This window comes from Ensifer sp. Root1252, from assembly GCF_001425885.1.
GTDB lineage: Bacteria > Pseudomonadota > Alphaproteobacteria > Rhizobiales > Rhizobiaceae > Ensifer > Ensifer canadensis.
The window spans coordinates 49,425-68,045 of record NZ_LMDT01000018.1 but is presented as its reverse complement, the minus strand read 5'-3'; the positions used below and the strand labels follow the sequence as shown (position 1 = coordinate 68,045).

17 protein-coding genes are annotated in these 18,621 nt (G+C 62.0%); 15 read left to right on the top strand and 2 right to left on the bottom strand.

Annotated elements, in window-relative coordinates; genetic code table 11:
- Positions 1 to 3: 3 nt before the first annotated feature.
- The 4 genes from urtD to ASD02_RS19290 all read left to right on the top strand — a co-directional run bounded on the left by urtD (position 4) and on the right by ASD02_RS19290 (position 3,628).
- Entirely contained in the window at positions 4 to 768 is a 765-nt protein-coding gene (urtD, locus tag ASD02_RS19305) for an urea ABC transporter ATP-binding protein UrtD (RefSeq protein WP_057221052.1), read from the top strand.
- A gap of 40 nt (positions 769 to 808) precedes the next feature.
- On the top strand, positions 809 to 1,504 hold the full coding sequence (urtE, locus tag ASD02_RS19300; protein ID WP_057219095.1) for an urea ABC transporter ATP-binding subunit UrtE: 696 nt from the start codon (positions 809 to 811) through the stop codon (positions 1,502 to 1,504).
- Between the two features lie 300 nt (positions 1,505 to 1,804).
- On the top strand, positions 1,805 to 2,263 hold the full coding sequence (locus ASD02_RS19295; RefSeq protein ID WP_025429223.1) for an Rrf2 family transcriptional regulator: 459 nt from the start codon (positions 1,805 to 1,807) through the stop codon (positions 2,261 to 2,263).
- A gap of 138 nt (positions 2,264 to 2,401) precedes the next feature.
- Positions 2,402 to 3,628 (top strand): acyl-CoA dehydrogenase family protein, encoded by a 1,227-nt coding sequence (locus tag ASD02_RS19290; RefSeq protein WP_057219093.1) that lies wholly within the window; start codon positions 2,402 to 2,404, stop codon positions 3,626 to 3,628.
- Between the two features lie 357 nt (positions 3,629 to 3,985).
- On the opposite strand, the gene ASD02_RS19285 is transcribed toward ASD02_RS19290, so the two are convergent.
- Both ASD02_RS19285 and ASD02_RS19280 read right to left on the bottom strand, forming a co-directional pair.
- A complete protein-coding gene (locus ASD02_RS19285) occupies positions 3,986 to 5,383 on the bottom strand; it encodes an LLM class flavin-dependent oxidoreductase (protein WP_057221056.1) in 1,398 nt (465 codons plus the stop codon).
- Positions 5,384 to 5,463: 80 nt separating this feature from the next.
- On the bottom strand, positions 5,464 to 6,681 hold the full coding sequence (locus tag ASD02_RS19280; RefSeq protein ID WP_057219091.1) for an SfnB family sulfur acquisition oxidoreductase: 1,218 nt from the start codon (positions 6,679 to 6,681) through the stop codon (positions 5,464 to 5,466).
- 391 nt (positions 6,682 to 7,072) lie between these two features.
- Here ASD02_RS19280 and ASD02_RS19275 point away from each other — a divergent pair, with 391 nt between their 5' ends.
- The 11 genes from ASD02_RS19275 to ASD02_RS19225 all read left to right on the top strand — a co-directional run bounded on the left by ASD02_RS19275 (position 7,073) and on the right by ASD02_RS19225 (position 18,595).
- Positions 7,073 to 7,459, top strand: a complete 387-nt coding sequence (locus ASD02_RS19275; RefSeq protein ID WP_025429219.1) for a hypothetical protein — start codon at positions 7,073 to 7,075, stop codon at positions 7,457 to 7,459.
- Positions 7,460 to 7,676: 217 nt separating this feature from the next.
- The gene (locus ASD02_RS19270) at positions 7,677 to 8,579 is read left to right on the top strand and encodes a LysR family transcriptional regulator (protein ID WP_025429218.1); all 903 of its coding nucleotides are present in this window, start codon (positions 7,677 to 7,679) and stop codon (positions 8,577 to 8,579) included.
- Positions 8,580 to 8,732: 153 nt separating this feature from the next.
- The gene (locus ASD02_RS19265) at positions 8,733 to 9,221 is read left to right on the top strand and encodes a GAF domain-containing protein (RefSeq protein ID WP_057219089.1); all 489 of its coding nucleotides are present in this window, start codon (positions 8,733 to 8,735) and stop codon (positions 9,219 to 9,221) included.
- 61 nt (positions 9,222 to 9,282) lie between these two features.
- Entirely contained in the window at positions 9,283 to 10,410 is a 1,128-nt protein-coding gene (locus ASD02_RS19260) for an NAD(P)-binding domain-containing protein (RefSeq protein ID WP_107027552.1), read from the top strand.
- Between the two features lie 345 nt (positions 10,411 to 10,755).
- Positions 10,756 to 10,935 carry a hypothetical protein gene (locus ASD02_RS19255; RefSeq protein WP_057221051.1) on the top strand — a complete coding sequence of 60 codons (180 nt, stop codon included), beginning with the start codon at positions 10,756 to 10,758 and terminating at the stop codon, positions 10,933 to 10,935.
- 264 nt (positions 10,936 to 11,199) lie between these two features.
- Entirely contained in the window at positions 11,200 to 12,144 is a 945-nt protein-coding gene (locus ASD02_RS19250; RefSeq protein WP_057219085.1) for an ABC transporter permease, read from the top strand.
- Positions 12,141 to 12,959: an ABC transporter permease gene (locus ASD02_RS19245; protein ID WP_057219083.1), complete on the top strand. Its 819-nt coding sequence runs from the start codon at positions 12,141 to 12,143 to the stop codon at positions 12,957 to 12,959. The genes ASD02_RS19250 and ASD02_RS19245 overlap by 4 nt, the downstream gene beginning before the upstream one ends.
- Complete coding sequence (locus ASD02_RS19240; protein ID WP_057219081.1) at positions 12,956 to 14,584, top strand: ABC transporter ATP-binding protein; 1,629 nt, start codon at positions 12,956 to 12,958, stop codon at positions 14,582 to 14,584. Before ASD02_RS19245 ends, ASD02_RS19240 begins: the two co-directional genes overlap by 4 nt.
- 1 nt (position 14,585) lies before the next feature.
- Positions 14,586 to 15,443: a serine hydrolase gene (locus tag ASD02_RS19235; RefSeq protein ID WP_057221050.1), complete on the top strand. Its 858-nt coding sequence runs from the start codon at positions 14,586 to 14,588 to the stop codon at positions 15,441 to 15,443.
- A 53-nt stretch (positions 15,444 to 15,496) separates the two neighbouring features.
- Positions 15,497 to 17,041: an ABC transporter substrate-binding protein gene (locus ASD02_RS19230; RefSeq protein ID WP_057219078.1), complete on the top strand. Its 1,545-nt coding sequence runs from the start codon at positions 15,497 to 15,499 to the stop codon at positions 17,039 to 17,041.
- Positions 17,042 to 17,155: 114 nt separating this feature from the next.
- Positions 17,156 to 18,595: a M20 family metallopeptidase gene (locus ASD02_RS19225; RefSeq protein ID WP_057219076.1), complete on the top strand. Its 1,440-nt coding sequence runs from the start codon at positions 17,156 to 17,158 to the stop codon at positions 18,593 to 18,595.
- The last annotated feature ends 26 nt before the right edge of the window (positions 18,596 to 18,621 follow it).

Genomic DNA, 18,621 nt, shown 5'->3' with positions numbered 1-18,621 from the left:
GGCATGAACCAGACGATCAGCCAGACGAAACCGAAAAGCCTGCTCTATCTCGATGGCGTCTCGGTCTCCTTCGACGGGTTCAAGGCGCTCAATTCGCTCTCCTTCGTGATCGAGCCGGGCGAGCTTCGCGCCATCATCGGCCCGAACGGCGCCGGCAAGACGACGATGATGGACATCATCACCGGCAAGACCCGCCCGGACGAGGGGCAGGTGTTCTTCAAGGGCGATATCGACCTGACCAAACGCGATGAAGCCGAAATCGCCAGCCTTGGTATCGGCCGCAAGTTCCAGAAACCGACGGTCTTTGAAAGCCACACCATCTGGGACAATCTGGAACTGGCGCTCAATCGCAGCCGCGGCGTCTTCCCGACGCTGTTCTATCGTCAGACGGCGGACGACAAGGCGCGGATAGATGAGATCCTTACGACCGTCCGGCTCAGCGCCCGGCGCGACGATCTTGCCGCCAACCTGTCGCATGGCCAGAAGCAATGGCTGGAGATCGGCATGCTGCTGGCGCAGGAGCCGGAACTGCTGCTGGTCGACGAGCCTGTGGCCGGCATGACCGACGCGGAGACGGCCGAAACGGCAATCCTGCTCAAGGAGATCGCCAGGACACGCTCGGTCGTCGTCGTCGAGCACGACATGGGCTTCATCCGCGAGCTCGGCGTCAAGGTGACGTGTCTCGCCGAAGGCTCGGTGCTGGCCGAAGGCTCGATCGATTTCGTCAGCAGCGATCCGAAGGTGATCGAAAACTATCTCGGCCGCTGACACCGGTCGCTTGCCAACCGCCCAAGGAAAGGACGCCTTCATGCTGAGCGTCGAAAACGTCAATCTCCACTATGGCGCCGCCCAGGCGCTGCGCAACGTCTCGATCGGTGCCGAGATGGGCAAGATCACTTGCGTGCTTGGCCGCAACGGCGTCGGCAAGTCGAGCCTGCTTCGCGCCATCACCGGGCAGCATCCGGTCAGTGCCGGGGCGATCGCCTTCAATGGCGTGGCGCTCGGCGGCATGGCGCCCTATCGCCGCGCCAAGGAGGGCATCGGCTATGTGCCGCAGGGGCGCGAGATCTTTCCGCTGCTGAGTGTGAAGGAGAACCTCGAAACTGGTTACGCGCCGGTCAAACGCGGCGATCGTTCGATACCGGAGGATGTCTTCAACCTGTTTCCCGTGCTTCGCTCGATGCTCGGGCGCCGAGGCGGCGATCTCTCCGGTGGCCAACAGCAGCAATTGGCGATCGGCCGGGCGCTCGTCACCCGTCCGCGCATCCTCGTGCTCGACGAGCCGACCGAGGGCATCCAGCCGTCGATCATCAAGGATATCGGCCGGGCGATCCGCTATCTCCGCGATTCGACCGGCATGGCGATCCTGTTGGTCGAGCAATATCTCGATTTCTGCCGCGAGCTCGCGGACCACGTCTACATCATGGATCGCGGTGCCGTGGTGCATGAGGGGCCGCCGGAGACGCTGGACACGGTCGAGGCGCGGCGTCATCTCACGGTCTGAAGCGGAACGGTCTCGTCACCATAATCGATGACGGCGGGCCCGGAATTTTGCCGGCGGCAATCACCAGCGAAGAGGCGTCGGGCCAGATGAGCAAATCATTGCTGCTCCGCCTTAGATTCGACAATAAAATTCACAAAATCTATGCAGAAACTTACGTAATTTCTTGAGAGTGACCCGGTTTCGGTGTATGGCATCTTAAGCGAAAACAGTGCGGCCGTCACAACCCGTTGCATCCGGTGATACCAACGTCGGTGCGGAACGGACTTGTGGCGGCCTTTGTGTTCAGGAAAGCGAAGTGCAATGTTGACCAAGAAGGGTAAATACGGGCTGAAGGCTCTTGTCGACCTGGCTCAACTGGAGCCCGGCGAAACCGCCTTCATCACTGAAATCGCCACCCGCAACAATATTCCGAAGAAGTTCCTCGATGCGATCCTGCTCGAGCTTCGCAATGCCGGGATCCTGCGCTCGAAAAAGGGGCCGGGCGGCGGCTATTCGCTTTCCAGACCGGCGTCCGATATTCGCATCGGCCAGGTCATCCGCACGCTGGACGGGCCGTTGGCGCCGATCCGCTGTGCGAGCCGCACGGCGTTCGAAGCCTGTGACGACTGTTCCGATCCGGTCAACTGTCATGTGCGCAAATCGATGAGCGACGTGCGTGATGCCGTTGCGTCGATCCTCGACAATATGACGCTCGAACAGTTTGCAGCCAACGACAACGCCACCGAGATCGTGGCGCTCAGAGATGTTGAAGTCGGCTGACCGTCTTGAGGTCAACGGCCGTCTTCTCGGCAGCGGCGGGTAGGACTTTCCCGCTGGCGCCTGCGAGTTGAAATCCCGTTTCTGTTAGTGTCTATAGAATAAATGCACTATTTCGCCTCAACCAATGGAGAGAGGCGAATGAGCAACGTGCATTTCCTCCGGGAACCCGAACCGGCCAATACCGAACAGGAAGAAAAGCGCCAGCTTCTGTTTGCGAAGGCGAGCGAACTGTCGGGCAAGCTCGCCCGACGCGGCGCTGAACTCGATCGCCTGGGCCTGCCGCCCCGCGACGAAATCGAAGCGCTGCGTCAGGCGGGGCTGCTGACGGCATTGCATGCGCCTGAAGTTGGCGGCGCGGGCTTGAGCTGGGTGGACGGCTTGCGTCTCGTCCGGATCATATCGCGCGGCGAAAGCTCGATCGGCCAATTGCTCGGCTATCACTATGTCAACAGCCAGTATGTCTACTGGGCGGCCGCCGATCCGAACCAGGCCTGGGTTCTCGGCGCCGAAACAGTCGAGCGGCAGCTCTATTGGGGCGCAGCCGTCAATCCGCGCGATCCCGGGCTGGTCCTTGAGCGGCGCGGTGGCCACTATGTGCTCAACGGTCGCAAGACGTTTTCGACCGGCGCGCACGTTTCCGACCGCATCAATGTCAACGCTGAGTTCGAGGGCAAGATCGCCAATTTCGTCGTGCCGACGGACCGGCCGGGTTATGTCGCCCATGACGATTGGGACAATATCGGCCAGCGCCTGTCCGACAGCGGCAGCGTCGAGTTTCGAGACTTTCCCGTCTACGAGCGTGATTTCATCCTGCCGCTTGCCGACCCGTCCGATCCGCCTGCGGTGCAGGCGACGTTCAACACGCCGCTGATCCAGCTGGTGTTTGTCAATTTCTATCTCGGAACGGCGGAAGGCGCGCTCGCCGCCGCAATCGACTATGTCAGAACCACCACGCGACCCTGGATCACCTCAGGCGTGGCTCGTGCCAGCGACGACCCCTACATTCTCGAACGCGTCGGCGAGTTGCAGGCTACCTTGAAAGCATCCGTCGCTTTGGCCGACGTTGCGGTGGGCGTTGTCGAGGCTGCGTTGTCGAAAGGGCGGTCGGTGACGGAGCGCGAGCGCGGGGAAGCAGCGCTTGAAGCCTATGCCGCCAAGGTCAACGCCACCCATGTGGCGCTCGATGTGACGACGAAGGTTTTTGAACTGATGGGTGCGCGTGCCACGGCAGCACATTATGGCTTCGATCGCTACTGGCGCAACGTTCGCACCCACACGCTGCACGACCCTGTTTTCTACAAGGCCCGCGAGGTCGGCGACTTTGCTTTGAATGGCCGAATCCCGCCTGTGAGCCTATACAGCTGACCTCGAGAGGTCGGGGCCCGGTGGACGGACCATCGGGCACTGGCACCGATGGAACGCGCTCGGATCCTTCCGGGCGCTTGGGCTGCTGACAGGGTCCGGCCCGCTGACGAGCAAGGCGCTGGCTTTGATCGGCGTCTGTCTGTCTTTCCGTCATGCTCGGGCTTGACCCGAGCATCCATCTGCCTCGAGCCGTGGCGGTCAGATCGCGTTTCTCGCGATGGGCGCATCGATTCCTCGGGTGAAGCCCGAGGATGACGGCGAGAGGCGTACGACTGCCACGTATGCATAGTTATACTCTTGCGCGCACCGAGGATCCGAGCGCCCCCAGCCATCGAGCAATTTCTGCCGAGTATGCCCCTATGCGGAAGCCGCGATCGCCTGCGCGTTTCCGGTGAGTTCCCGATAGCCTGCGCCGGGATGGGGTGCTGAGAGCCGTGGGCCGGCGCTGAACAGCTTTTCCCGCAGCGTGCCTTCGCGATAGCTGGTCTTGTAGACGCCGCGCTTCTGCAACTCCGGGACCAGCAGATCGACCGCATCCTCGAAGGTTTCGGGCGTGACGGCATAGGCAAGGTTGAAGCCATCGACATCCGTGTCTTCGACCCACTCCTGCAGCAGATCTGCGACCGTTTGCGGTGAGCCGACGAAGACGGGGCCGAAGCCGCCGATACCGACCCACTCGGCCATTTCGCGTACGGTCCAGACCTTATCGGGATCGATCGTCGTAAAGGTCTCGACCGCAGATTGGACCGCATTGGTATATCGGTGGCGGAGCGGTTCGTCCGGCGCGAACTGGCCGAAATCGATGCCGGTCCATCCGGAGATTAGCGCCAGCGCGGCTTCATAGGAAACATGGCTGCGATACTCATCGAACTTCTTCTTCGCCTCCGCATCGGTTTCGCCGAGGATCACGGTTTGGAGATTGAATGTGAGGAGGTCGCGCGGATTGCGCCCCGCACGCTCGGCCGCCTCGCGCACATTCGCGACGTATCGCTTCAGAACGGTTTTCGAGGGGGCTGCGACGAAGACGCACTCGGCATGGGTGCCGGCAAAATCCTTGCCGCGGCTGGAGGCGCCTGCCTGGTAGAGAACGGGCGTGCGCTGCGGCGACGGTTCGCTGAGATGGATGCCCGGCACGGTGAAATGCCGCCCTTGGTGGTTGATCGCATGCACCTTGTCCGGATCGGTGAAGATGCCGCTTGCCCGGTCGCGCACGACCGCGTCGTTTTCCCAACTGCCTTCCCAAAGCTTGTAGCAGACCTCGAGATATTCTTCCGCGATGTCGTAGCGATCATCGTGCCGTGTCTGCTGCGCCTGGCCGATATTGAGCGCACCGCTGTTAAGATAGGAGGTGACGATGTTCCAGCCGACGCGGCCCTTCGTCAGATGGTCGAGCGTCGAGATCCGCCGTGCAAAGGTGTAGGGATGTTCGAACGACAGCGAGGCCGTCAGCCCGAAGCCCAGATGCTCAGTCGCGTGCGCCATGGTTGGTACCAGTTGCAGCGGGTCGTTGACGGGAACCTGGGCGGAATGCCGGAGCGCCGCCTCTACATTGCCGTTCAGCACGTCATAGACGCCGAGCACATCGGCAATGAACAACCCGTCGAACTTGCCGCGTTCAAGCGTCTTTGCCAGATGCACCCAGTAGTCGAGATCCTTGTAACGCCACGACTGGTCGCGCGGATGCGTCCAAAGCCCTGGCGATTGATGGCCGACACAGTTCATGTCGAAGGCATTCAGCCGGATTTCGCGGCTCATATCCGTCACCTCGTGGAAAGCTGCAATCGCTCGGGAGATCGGTGCCGACCTTCCGGGGAAGGGCGGCATCAGGGCAGGGGTCAGAGTGCCCCGTTCTTCGGTGGGGCGACGCCGTTCAGATGATAGTTGCCGACGACGTGATACTTCCAGCGCACGGGATCATGCAGCGTGTGGGTGCGGGCGTTGCGCCAGTGGCGGTCGAGATTGAGTCCGATGCGGGTGGACGACGTGCCGGCGAGTTCGAAGAGTGTGTTGGTGGCTTCGAGTGCGATTTCTGTTGTCAGCACTTTGGCGGCGGCGACCGCCAACGTCGCCTCGATGATGCCCTCATCGGTGCCGTTGATCTGGGCGATGTCGACCTTCTTGCCGGCACGCTCGACGATGGCGGTCGCCGCCTCAAGGCGGATTGCGAGTTGTCCGATGCGGGCGATTGTCAGTGGATCGTCCGCTGCCCGTTCGATGCCGCTATCCATCCAGGGCCGTGCCCGGTTGCGCACGAAGCCGAGCGTCTCGGCGAAGGCGGCGCGCGCGATGCCGAGATCGATGCCGGCGTGGATGATCTGGCCGACCGAGCCGATCGTCGTCCGACGTTCGAAGCCGCGATGATGGCGCACCACCGCGTCGGCCGTGACGTATACATTCTGCAGCACCGTCGTGCCGCTGCCGGTGGTGCGCTGCCCGAAGCCGTCCCAGTCGTCGATGACCTGCAGGCCATCGGCACCCCGCGGCAGGAAAGACATGGTGAGTTTTTCGCCCGGGTCGAGCGCGAACACGACAATCCATTCGGCAAAGAGCACGCCGGTCGAATAAAACTTGCGGCCGTTGAGGCGGTAGCCAAGACCATCAGGCGTCAGGCGCGTTGCGTAGTCGCCGACGGTTTTTGTGTCCTTTTCGGAAAGCGCATTGCCGAAGCGGTCGCCGGCAAGAGCCCGTGCGAAGAAAAACTTCTTCTGCTCTTCCGTGCCGTCGGTGCGCAGCGCTTCGAGAATATAGAAATGGTTTTGCGGGATCTGGCCGATCGAACTGTCGGCTTCGGACAGGATGGCGGTGATTTCCGCCAGCACCGCGTTGGAAACGTCGATGCCGTCATAGTCGGAGGGCACGGTGATTGCGAGGAGACCGGATTGGGCAAGGGTGTCGAGCTCATCGAAAGGCAGGATCCGGTCGGTATCCCGCTCGTTTGATCGTTTGGCAAATTCGCCCGCGAGTTCGCGCGCGATTTCCAGCGCCTCCTCCTCGCTTCCGATCCGGTATGCCGGGAGCTTCGTCTTCTCGGAAAGCTGCGAGATCGTTCCCATGTGATCGCTCCATTTCGATAGTGGCGCATATCTGTGAATTATCTGGCGATTTCAGGTAAGATCGTATATTCTATGGAATATATGGATATTAGTTTTTCGTTCCTGATGTTCTGACGAATGGTCGGCCCTTTCAAGCCGATACAGCGATATGGAGCACGAATTGGCTGTCGACCGGGCGTAGCGGGTGCAGTTCCAAAACCGCCGTCCTCAAAAAATTTCAAAAAAGTTGCCGGTCGCTTGGAACCATTGTCGCGCTTCTGCATTTCGCCATGGCCCGCAGTCTATCGATTGTGTGGTCGTCAAAGTACCGGCCACACGGCACGATGACAAATACATGCTGACAGTATTGGCCATTCGCGTTTCCCGGCCTTAACCACTGAAGGAGACACAAATGACGAATTTGCTGCCCGCTCTTCATGAAGGGCATGCCTCCATCATCCTGCAAAATCTCTTTCGAGATGCCCTTGAGGCCTATGATGATTGGGGCGAGGGGATGCCTGAACCCGTGGTTTCGTTTGAAGGCAAATTGCTGCCGATCAGGGTCGTCTTCGACTGGATGAAACCTTGCACGGATATCATGCCTGCAAACATGATCGGCATCGTCACCGATCGACTAAGCAAACCCTGGATTGGCGACGGTCCGCTCGATAAAATGACGTTTTCAACGGCGGCGCGCGTCATGTCCGTTCTGACCAAACGTCAGTTGCGTCGTTATGGCAGCGGCTCGATCGAGGTCTTTGCCGAGCGCTTCAAACCATCGCTACGCGTCGACGTCTGATCGACGACGAGACAGCCTGAACAAGCCGGAGAGCGCACGCGTGCTCTTCGGCACCCACCACCTCCATATCCTACGGTCCATCCTGGCCTTGCGCATCAGTTGTTCTGCCCACGCGGAGTAATCGCACGCGTGCCGCTGCCGTCGAATACGGCTTCCTAGATTGTCCGCCTTTTCGTAAACACGGAGAAGATGGCAATGGGATGGATGCGGAGCCGGCATGAATTTTCGACAATTGGAAGTGCTGCGCACCCTGCTTGCCACCGGCTCGACGATCGCGGCGGCGAAAACCATGGGGCTCAGCCAGTCCGGTGTCAGCCGTCTGCTGCAGCAACTGGAAGAGGACCTGTCGCTGACGCTGTTTGCGCGCGACAAGGGCCGGCTGATCCCGACGCCCGAGGCGCTAAAGCTATCCGAAGATGCCGAGCATATTCTGCTCGGGATCGATCGTTTCACCAATCTCGCCCAGGATCTTCGCAGCGGCGCCGTCGGCCCGGAAGTCGTGCGCATCGGCCTGCCGAACAGCATGTCCGAAAGCTTCGCCCCGGCGATGCTGGCGGACTATGCCAAGGATTTCCCCGGCGTGCGTGTGGAAACCTTCTTCGATACGACCGTGGCGATTGCCCGCCTTGTCGAACAGCGCATCATCGATTTCGGCTTCCTGCGCTACGAGGGGCAACTGAGCGCCAGCCTCGAAATGCAGCCGGTGGCGGGCGGCGTCAGCGTCTGCGTCATGGCGAAGAGCCATCCGCTGACGGCGCTCGACCACGTCACCCCGAAGGAACTCAGGGGCATACCGCTGATCCTGATCGGTCGCCGGCGGCCGACCCGGGTCATGCTCGACGAGATCTTTCGAAAGGCGGGCGTGCCGCAAAAGGTCAAGATCGAGACGCACAGCAACAGCTCGGCCTGCGCCTATGCCGCCCATGATCTTGGCGTTGCGATCATCAGCAGTTTTTTCGCCAACCTGCATCGGCATCTGCCGATTGAAATCAGGAGCTTTACGCCGCACCTGACGCAGGATTTCGGCGTCGCAACCGCCGCCGGCGTGCCGCTGTCGATTGCGGCTCAGGCGATGATCGATTGCCTGAAGCGACAGGTCGCCACTTCACAAGAGCCGTGAGGGCTTGAATCCGGACATCGGCGTCGGGTCGCGTTTGTCGAACCGTTTTCCGCCAGCGCTCCGTTTCGCCGTCGGCGCGGACGCGCTGCAATTGGCAAACGTCGGGCGCGACACTACATTGCCAGTCCATACGATGAGTGAGTGAAAGAGATCATGTTCCAGGCGACCATAATCGACACAGGCGACAAGACCGAATTCTATCGGGAGTTGGCGCAGCAACTCGAAGCGCTGCTGCATGGCGAGCCCAATATGATCGCGAACGCCGCAAACACCTCGGCGCTGATGTATCAGACGATGCCCGATCTCAATTGGGCCGGCTTCTACTTTCTCGATTCCGATGACGAACTGGTGCTCGGGCCATTTCAGGGCAAGCCAGCCTGCGTGCGCATTCCTGTCGGCCGCGGCGTCTGCGGCACGGCCGTAAAGGAGGGGCAGTCGATCCTGGTCGAAGACGTGCACGCCTTTCCTGGCCATATCGCCTGCGATGCGGCATCCCGCTCCGAACTCGTGGTTCCCGTCCGACGCCATGGCCGGGTGATCGGTGTCATCGACCTCGATAGTCCTAAACCGGCGCGTTTCGACCGGGACGATCAGGCCGGCATCGAGAAACTCGCCGCGATCTTTGCCGCGGCGATTGGCTGAAAGTCGCCGCCGTGGATGATCTGATGAGCAGTGATCAGCCTTCGGTCTTGGCTGCGTGATGATGGACATCCAGAACGCCTTTGCCCCCGCCAGCGAGGCCGAGACGCATGCGCGCGTCGCCCGCAAGATCGACATCGTCGTCATCGGTGCCGGACAGGCGGGTCTGTCTTCGGCTTATCATCTGAGCCGGTTCGGGCTATCGCCTCAGATGCAATATGTCGTTGTCGACCGATCGCCACAGCCGGGCGGCGCCTGGCAGTTTCGCTGGCCGTCGCTGACGCTGAGCACCGTCAATGGCATTCACGATCTTCCCGGCATGAAATTCGCCGACGCCGTCGATACCAGCATGGGCGAAGTCCACGCTTCCGTCGCCGTCCCGCAGTATTACGGCGCCTATGAGAAGGCATTCGACCTTCCCGTGCACCGACCGGTTGCCGTCAAGGTCGTTTGCGAGCGGGGCGAGCGTTTCAGGGTCGAGACCGACGCCGGCGTCTATGCCGCCCGCGGCATCATCAACGCCACCGGCACCTGGGAGTCTCCCTACATTCCACCCTATCCGGGATCGGATCTCTTCAGGGGGCGTCAGCTGCACACCAAGGACTACCAGACCGCCGGGCAGTTTGCCGGGCAGCACGTGCTGGTCGTCGGCGGCGGCATCTCCGCGATCCAGCTGCTCGATGAAATATCCAAGGTGACATCGACCACATGGGTCACGCGCGAGGAGCCGGCCTTCCGTGAAGAGCCGTTTACCCCCGAGGTCGGACGCGCTGCCGTTGCCATGGTCGAGGAACGCGTACGCCGCGGTCTGCCGCCGGGCTCGGTCGTCTCCGTGACCGGTATTCCGGTGACGCCGGCGATCCTTGCCGCACGCGCACGCGGCGCACTCGAGCGCCAGCCAATGTTTGCCGAAATCACCGAGCATGGCGTGCGCTGGCCGGATGGTCGCGAGCAGCAAGTCGACGTCATTCTCTGGAGTACCGGCTTTCGAAGCGCGCTCGATCACCTGGCGCCGCTGCAACTGCGCAATGCCGATGGCGGCATCCTGATGACCGGCCGGCTTGCGACACAGGTGGCAAAAGACCCGAGGATCCATCTCGTCGGTTACGGCCCGTCGGCTTCCACCATCGGTGCGAACCGGGCAGGCGGTGCCGCGGCCCGCGAGCTCGCCGATCACCTTCAGCTGCTCTAATCGCCGGCCGACGCGATCTCTTCGGCGTTGACGTCGGTGTCCCGCAGAGATTGTGCCCGGCACATCCATCGGCCCGTCACGGCACCGACCCTCGGGCAATGCGTCCAAAGGATGCGACCCTCGATATCAGCCCAAAACTCCGCTTGAGCCGGACGTTGCGTCATACCTTAAACGTGATTCCCGAAGGCGCTTTGAAGAGCCAAGCGTCGAGCCAAAGCGACCCCAGCTTGCGGGAATTACTCCCGTAAATGCCGGCCGATGCGCGTGGCGTTTCACGTCATCGGGCAATGACACCAGTGATTTCGTCTGGTCGTGCTCGAAAGTGATGCAAGGATACGGTCGCGGATGATGTTGCAGGCAACGCAGAAGAAGCGCCAACCGGCCGCCATGACAGTTCGGTTTGTGTTTGCCGGCATCGTCTTCGGCGTGCTCATGGTCGGCATCGCCTCAGCCATCAGCGCCACGGGCAAGCGCGGCGGCCACCTGTTTCCCGATCTCAAGATCGGTTTCAACATCCGTTGGTGATTTAAAGTCCATCGCTGACTGTCTTTTTGCGTCGGCATCGCAGGGCAATGCTCCCCGACTGCAAGCGCGACTTCCGCCCAGCGCATGATGCCGCACGTTATCGGCCCCTTTGGCAGCTCCCATGTCATCCCTTCGTCATAGAGCTATGACGATTCCTCATAATATTGCGCGGTTTTTTCCATTCGATCATAGTCGTGTCAAGAAAAGCCGGCAGGAGGGCCGAATCGCGATGTCGCGCCAGGCTGTTCTCAGTACGGGGAACCCATGATCAAGTTCATACTCAATCGTCTCGTGATGGCGATACCGACGATCGTCATTGTCTCGGTTGCCGTCTTCACGCTCATCCGTCTCATTCCCGGCGATCCGGCCGCGCTGATGCTCGGCGATATGGCCGAGCCGCAGCAGATTGCCGAAATGCGCAGCGTGCTCGGCCTTGACCGAAGCATTCCCGAGCAGTTCGTCATCTGGGCCGGCAACATCCTGTCCGGCGACTTCGGCCGCTCGATCGTCACCGACGAGCCGGTGCTTCATCTGGTGCTGAGCCGCTTCATGGTGAGCGCCGAGATCGTCGTCATCGCCGTGTTCCTCGCGAGCCTGATCGCCGTTCCCGCCGGCGTCATCGCCGCCTGGCGGCAGAACAGCCTGACGGACCTGGCGCTGGTCGGCACGGCCACCGTGCTTCTGTCCATCCCGACCTTCTGGCTCGGCCTGCTATTGCTGCTTGCCTTCGGCCTGAAGCTCGGCTGGCTGCCGGTGCTCGGTTACGTGCCGATCTCGGAAAACTGGACGGCGGGCCTTCTCTACCTCGTCCTGCCCGTCATGACGCTGGTCATCCACGAAATGGGCGTGATCATCCGCATGGCGCGCGCCTCGACGCTCGAGGTTCTCCGGCTTGATTACGTCACCCATGCACGGGCCAAGGGACTGTCGGAAAGCGCCGTCCTCTGGAAGCATGCGTTCAAGAATGCGTTCGGCCCAACCTGGACGATGATCGGCCTGATCCTCGGCAATCTGCTCGGCGGTATCGCGGTCATCGAGACGGTCTTTACCATCCCCGGCCTCGGCCGTCTGATGGTCGATAGCATCTTCCAGCGCGACTACCCGGTGATCCAGGGCTGCCTGTTGCTCGTCGCCTTCTCCTATGTCGTCGTCAACCTCGTGGTCGACCTCCTCTATCCTCTCTTCGATCCGCGGGTGGTGGCAGAATGAGAAAGCTCACTTTCAACGGCGTCATCGGCGGCGGACTGATCGCCGCTCTGGTCATCACCGCGCTGATCGGCGTGTTCTGGACGCCCTACGATCCCAGCGCGCTGGGCTTCACTTCGCGTCTGGCCGCCCCCGGTGCCGCCCATTGGCTCGGCACCGACGAGTTCGGACGCGACGTTGCCAGCCGGTTGATGATCGGTGCCCGCGCCAGCGTCTGGATCGGATGTCTGACGGTCGCCTTCGCGGTCGTCTGCGGCACCCTGATCGGCCTCATCAGCGGCTATGCCCGCGGCTGGGTCGATGGCGTCATCATGGCCGTCAACAACGCACTGCTCGCCTTTCCAGGCATCCTGCTGGCGCTCGGGCTGCTCGCGGTCTTCGGGGCTAACCAGTACGGCATCATTTTCGCGCTTGGCATCGCCTACACGCCGTCGATGGCGCGTGTGGTGCGCGGCGCCGTCTTGTCGCTGCGCGAACGCGAATTCATCGAAGCCTCGCGCGTCATGGGCAATGCCGAAATCTACACCATGCTGCGCCACATCCTGCCGAACTGCCTGGCACCGATTACCGTGCTGGCGACCTCGATGTTCGGCTGGGCAATCCTGTCGGAAAGCGCGTTGTCGTTTCTCGGCCTTGGCGTGCCGCCACCGGCGCCGACCTGGGGCAACATGCTGGCTGCGGGCCGCCCGTTCATCGAACAGGCCGTCTGGCTCGGTTTCTTCCCCGGCCTTTGCATCGCGCTGACGCTACTCGGCATCAACCTTCTCGGCGACGCGCTCCGCGACAAGCTCGACCCCCGCATGCGAGGCCTGAAATGATCGGCAGTTCCCTACTCAGCGTTCGCGACCTGTCGCTGGCTGTCGCCCATAACGGCAACCAGGTGGTCAAGGATGTCAGCTTCGACGTCGGCGCCGGCGAAATCGTCGGCATCGTCGGCGAATCCGGTTCCGGCAAGACGCTCGCGACCCGCGCCATCATCGGGTTGATCCCGCCTGCCGTGCGCCATGCCGGCGGCACGATCAGTTACCGCGGACGGGATGTCCTGTCGATGAAAGATCGCGACCTCCGGCAGTTGCGCGGCGGCGAGATCGGCGTCGTGTTCCAGGAGCCGATGACCTCGCTCAACCCGTCGATGACCATCGGCAGGCAGCTCGAAGAAGGCCTGATCCTGCATACGAAGAAGAGTGCCGACGAGCGTCGGGCTGCGATACTCGACATGCTGAAGCGCGTCGGTCTGCGCGAGCCGGAGCGGGCGCTTGCCGCCTATCCGCACGAGTTTTCCGGCGGCATGCGCCAGCGCATCATGCTTGCCTCGGTGATGCTGCTGAAGCCGGCCCTGCTGATTGCCGACGAGCCGACGACCGCGCTTGACGCCGTGGTGCAACGTGACGTCATGGAGCTGATGGTCGAACTGACCAAGGCGGAAGGCACGGCCGTTCTCCTGATCAGCCACGACCTGCCGATGGTGGCGCGCTACACCAATCGCTTCGTCGTCATGGAAAAAGGCGTGATCGTCGAACAGGGCACGACCGAGGACATTCTGAGCGCACCGGAGCATCCCTATACCCGCAAGCTCCTGTCTTCGCTGCCGTTTCGGGCGGCACCGCGCGAGCTCGACATGTCCCGCACGCCGATGGTGTCGGCCCGCAACATCGTGGTGGAATATCCCGGCCGCAAAGGGCTCTTCCGCAAGCAGGCGCCGAAGCGCGCGCTTCACGGCGTCAGCGTCGACATCCATGTCGGCGAAGTCGTCGCCCTTGTCGGCGGCTCCGGCTCGGGCAAGACGACGCTTGGGCGTACGATCGCCGGTCTCGTCCAGCAGACCGAAGGCGAGATCCTCTTCCAGGGGCGCGAGCGCAGCGCTGACTGGCGTGATTATCGGCTGAACTGCCAGATGGTCTTCCAGGATCCCTACTCTTCGCTCGACCCGCGCATGACCATCCAGGCGCTGGTCGAAGAAGCGCTCCGGCTGGTGCCCGATCTCGAGGGTGCGGCCAAGCGCAAGCGCGCGCTCGAAACGCTCGAAGAAGTTGGTCTTAGCGGCGATTTCGCCAGCCGCTATCCGCATGAGCTTTCCGGTGGTCAGCGCCAGCGCGTCGCCATTGCCCGGGCGATTGCCCGGCGGCCGAAGTTCCTCATCGCCGACGAACCGGTCTCGGCGCTCGACGTGACGGTGCGTGCGCAGGTGCTCGAACTCTTCTCCGATCTGCAGAAGCGCTACGGGTTTTCCTGCCTGTTCATCAGCCATGACCTCGGCGTCGTCGAGCAGGTCGCCGACCGGGTGATCGTCATGCAGGACGGCCGCATCGTCGAGCAGGGCGATCGCGACCGGATCTTCGACCAGCCACAGGAAGCCTATACGCGCAAACTGCTTTCGGCGATCCCCGCGCTCGATCTCAATCACACGGGTGGCGTCACCCTCAAATGGCGCCTGGAGGCCTGACATGACCGTAGCGATCAAAACCGCCACGACAGCCGGACGGCTTAATGCCATCGCCGACGCCCAGCCATTCATCACCCGCTTCCTCGTTCGCAACCTTCAGACCGGCGAGACGATCGGACGGGGCGAAAACGAGGAGACGCCTTCGGCCAGCACCCGCAAGACGTCGATCATGATGGCGGCGCTGAAGGCAGCGCACGAGGGCCGGCTCGATCTCGACACGCCCATCACCTACGAGGAGCGGCTGAAGCATGAGGTTGCGAGCGGCATGTTCCGCTACATGACGCCTGGCATCGTCATCCCGCTGCGCGACGCCATCGTCGGGATGATGGTCTTGAGCGACAATGTCTGCACCAAGATGGTGCTGGAGCGGCTGACGCTGGAAGAGGTCGACAGCTACTGCAAGGCGATCGGCATGGCCGGCACTCACCACCGTTTTCTGATCCCGCCGCTTGGCCTGAAGCCGGACCATTCGCTCGGCGAGGTGACGACGACGACGGCTGGTGACCAGATATTGCTGCTCGAACTGATCCTGGCGGCACAGGACGATGAGGCCGCTGCTGCACGCCTCGGCACTTCGGTCGACCTCTGCCGCTTTGCGCTGCAGACGCTGAAGAACCAGGTGCTGCGCTACGGCATCCGTTCGCGCCTGCCTTTCGATGCCGTCGTCGCCAGCAAGTCCGGGCGCGGCAAGCGCGGTCGCATGGACGCAGGTCTCGTCTATCGCAACAGTCGGCCGCTCTACGGCATCGCCGTCTTCACCGACGCCGTGCCGCAAGTGATGGCCGATGGCACGCCTGGCTACACAATTGCGCTCGAAACCATCGGCCAGCTGTCGCAGGCCTGCTGGGACGCGTTTTGAGCCGAAATCAACCGCAACAAACCAACAAGAAACAACTGGAGAAGAGTGGAACCATGAACAAAATCTTCCTTGCCGGCACCATCCTGATGAGCGCCGTCGGCTTTGCCGAAGCGCGTGACCTTGTGGTCGCGCAGAGCTCCGATATCCGCAGCAACGTCCCGGGCGTCAACCGCGACGGCAACACCGATTCCGTAATCTTTCACATCGTCGAAGGTCTCGTCGGCTACGCCGAGAACGGCGAGGTAAAGCCGCTCGTCGCCAAGAGCTTCGAAGTGTCTCCCGATGGCCTGACCTATACGTTCAAGCTGCGCGACGACGTGAAATTCCACAACGGCAATGCGGTCACGGCCGACGACGTCGTATGGAACTGGAACCGCTACATGGCCGCGGACACCAAGTGGACCTGCGCCGGCGATTTCGACGGCAGCAAGACGATCAAGGTATCGGCCGTCACGGCCGTCGATCAGGCCACGATAACGATGACGATCGAAAAACCGTCGGCGGTCTTTCTCGGCCTGATGGCGCGTCCGGAATGCGGCTATACCGGCATCATCGCCAGGGAGTCTGTCGGCGCCGACGGCGCCTTCGTTGCTCCCATCGGTACCGGGCCGTTCAAGTGGGCCGAGTGGAAGAAGGGCGAGTATGTCCGTCTCGAAAAGAACGAAGCCTATGTCTCGCCTGCCAATGACGGCAAGCCGGACGGCATGGTCGGCTCCAAACGGCCGCTGGTCGACGGCATCAAGTTCATGGTCATCCCCGATGCATCGACGGTGAAAACCGGTCTGCTGTCGGGCGCGCTGGATACGGCCGAGGTGTCCGCCGACCTGATTTCGGAGTTCAAGGACAGCGAGACGATGCAGTTGATCGTCAAGCGCAACAACGGCAAGAACCTGCTTTACTTCCAGACCCGCGACAAGGTTCTGAGCAACGTGGCCGTGCGTCGCGCCATGGCCGAAGCGCTTGATCTCGACCAACTGGTTGCTGCCGTCTCGAACGGTACGGGCGAAACCAATACCTCGATGGTGTCGGCAGACTCGATCTTCTATTCGGACGCGCAGAAGACGAAGTTTCCGATGGACCTGGAAAAGGCCAAGAAGGACCTGGCGGACGCCGGCTACAAGGGCGAGCCGATCACCATCATCGCCAACAAGCGCGGCAACGTGCCGAGCTTCCCGGCCGCCGTCGTCGCCCAGGCGATGATGCAGCAAGTCGGGCTTAACGTGCAGATCGAAGTGCTCGACTATGCGACCCAGGTCGACCGTCGCCGTTCCGGCAACTACCAGGTGATCTCGCAATCGGTCGCACCCCGCCTCGATCCGGCGCTGATGTATAGCTTCTATGTCGGCAACAAGGACAAGAACGCGTCGCTGATGTGGGATAACCCCAAGGCAATCGAGCTGATGAAGTCCGCCTATGTCGAGGCCGACCAGGCAAAGCGCCAGGCGATTTTCGATGAGTTCCACAAGCTGATGCTCGAGGAGGTCCCCGGCATCTTCATGTACGACATGGTCGACATCTGGGGTGCGACGAAGAAGCTGCACGGCGAGCCCGTGTGGCAGTCGAACACCCGGCTTTGGGAAGTCACGCTCGACGACTAAGTCGCGGCCCGGCCAGACACCATATCAGGTGGCGGCAGCCATGCCGCCGCCCTCCATCTGAAGACAGAAATGCCAATGCGGCCGGCCCCCATGTTGCCCGCAAGAGGAATATCCATGCCCCAGCCATCCGTCGTCGCCGCTCTTGCTGATATCGTCGAAGAGCTGAAGCCCGAATTCACTGCCATGAGCGACGCGATCTGGGACTATGCCGAACTGAGCTTTCGCGAGCACCAGTCGGCGGCAACGCAAATCGCGATGCTGGAAAAGCACGGGTTTCGCATCACGCGGGGAACGGCCGATATCGAAACCGCCTTTACCGGTGAAGCCGGCGCGGGTGGCCCGGTCATTGCCCTTCTCGGCGAATTCGACGCGCTTGCGGGCTTGAGCCAGATCGCCGGGGTGGTCGAGGCAAAGCCGCTTGAAGACGGCGGCACTGGACACGGCTGCGGGCATAATCTGCTCGGCACCGGCTCGCTGCTGGCAGCAGTCGCGCTTGCCCGTTATCTCCGCGAGAACAATCTGCCGGGCACCGTTCGCTACTATGGTTGCCCCGGCGAAGAGGGCGGCTCGGGCAAGACTTTCATGGCGCGCGCCAGCGCCTTTGCCGATGTCGATGCCGCACTCACCTGGCATCCAGCACCCTTCAATGGCGTGCGCTCGACCAACAATCTCGCCGTCCTTGAAATCTACTATCGTTTCAAGGGGGTCGCCGCCCATGCCTCGAACGGCGCCCATCTTGGACGCAGCGCCCTCGATGCGCTGGAACTGATGAATATCGGCGTCAACTTCCTGCGCGAGCACATGCCGCAGGATTGCCGCGTGCATTATGCAATCACCGACGCCGGCGGCAAGGCGGCAAACGTCGTCCAGGCGCGCGCCGAAGCGCTCTATCTTGTGCGTGCGCCGCAAATGCCTGAGGCGCTTGCGCTGGCTGCCCGCATCGACAAGGTCGCCAGGGGCGCTGCGATGATGACGGAGACGGAGGTCGAGATCGTCTTCGATCGCGCCGCCACCAATCTGTTGCCGAACATCACGCTTGAAACGGCGATCCACCAGAACATGGTCGCGCTCGGACCGGTTCCCTTCGATGAGGCAGACCTTGAATTTGCCCGCGATATCCAAAAGACCATGACTCCGGAGGCGATCGCCAGCAGCATCCGACTTTACCAGATCAAGGGCGACGTCTTCTCCAACAGCCGGATGGACGGATCGAGTGGTCTCCATCTGGGCTTGCGCGATTTCGAGGGTCAGTCGCATTTTCGCGCCGGATCCACCGATGTCGGCGATGTCAGCTGGGTGACGCCGACGGCGCAATGCTGGGCGCCCGCCTGGGCGATCGGCACCGCGCCGCACACCTGGCAGGTGGTAGCGCAAGGCAAGAGCCCCGCGGCACACAAGGCTTTCGCCCACGCGGCCAAGTCGTTGGCGACGACCGGTCTCGATCTCATCCTCGATCCGGAACTGCTGGCGCAGGCAAAGGCCGAGTGGCGGGAAAAGACCGAAGGCAAGCCCTACCAGTGCCCGATCCCCGATCATATCGGTCCCAAGCTCTGATCCTTCGACGGCAATCGCGTTCACGC

Bases quoted from the DNA above. Each gene is read 5' to 3' on its own strand.
- ASD02_RS19245 (WP_057219083.1), top strand. From the start codon at position 12,141: ATGAGAAAGCTCACTTTCAACGGCGTCATCGGCGGCGGACTGATCGCC.
- ASD02_RS19295 (WP_025429223.1), top strand. From the start codon at position 1,805: ATGTTGACCAAGAAGGGTAAATACGGGCTGAAGGCTCTTGTCGACCTG.
- ASD02_RS19275 (WP_025429219.1), top strand. From the start codon at position 7,073: ATGACGAATTTGCTGCCCGCTCTTCATGAAGGGCATGCCTCCATCATC.
- ASD02_RS19230 (WP_057219078.1), top strand. From the start codon at position 15,497: ATGAACAAAATCTTCCTTGCCGGCACCATCCTGATGAGCGCCGTCGGC.
- urtD (WP_057221052.1), top strand. From the start codon at position 4: ATGAACCAGACGATCAGCCAGACGAAACCGAAAAGCCTGCTCTATCTC.
- ASD02_RS19265 (WP_057219089.1), top strand. From the start codon at position 8,733: ATGTTCCAGGCGACCATAATCGACACAGGCGACAAGACCGAATTCTAT.
- ASD02_RS19235 (WP_057221050.1), top strand. From the start codon at position 14,586: ATGACCGTAGCGATCAAAACCGCCACGACAGCCGGACGGCTTAATGCC.
- ASD02_RS19280 (WP_057219091.1), bottom strand. From the start codon at position 6,681: ATGGGAACGATCTCGCAGCTTTCCGAGAAGACGAAGCTCCCGGCATAC.
- ASD02_RS19290 (WP_057219093.1), top strand. From the start codon at position 2,402: ATGAGCAACGTGCATTTCCTCCGGGAACCCGAACCGGCCAATACCGAA.
- ASD02_RS19240 (WP_057219081.1), top strand. From the start codon at position 12,956: ATGATCGGCAGTTCCCTACTCAGCGTTCGCGACCTGTCGCTGGCTGTC.
- ASD02_RS19250 (WP_057219085.1), top strand. From the start codon at position 11,200: ATGATCAAGTTCATACTCAATCGTCTCGTGATGGCGATACCGACGATC.
- ASD02_RS19270 (WP_025429218.1), top strand. From the start codon at position 7,677: ATGAATTTTCGACAATTGGAAGTGCTGCGCACCCTGCTTGCCACCGGC.
- ASD02_RS19255 (WP_057221051.1), top strand. From the start codon at position 10,756: ATGATGTTGCAGGCAACGCAGAAGAAGCGCCAACCGGCCGCCATGACA.
- ASD02_RS19225 (WP_057219076.1), top strand. From the start codon at position 17,156: ATGCCCCAGCCATCCGTCGTCGCCGCTCTTGCTGATATCGTCGAAGAG.
- ASD02_RS19260 (WP_107027552.1), top strand. From the start codon at position 9,283: ATGGACATCCAGAACGCCTTTGCCCCCGCCAGCGAGGCCGAGACGCAT.
- urtE (WP_057219095.1), top strand. From the start codon at position 809: ATGCTGAGCGTCGAAAACGTCAATCTCCACTATGGCGCCGCCCAGGCG.
- ASD02_RS19285 (WP_057221056.1), bottom strand. From the start codon at position 5,383: ATGAGCCGCGAAATCCGGCTGAATGCCTTCGACATGAACTGTGTCGGC.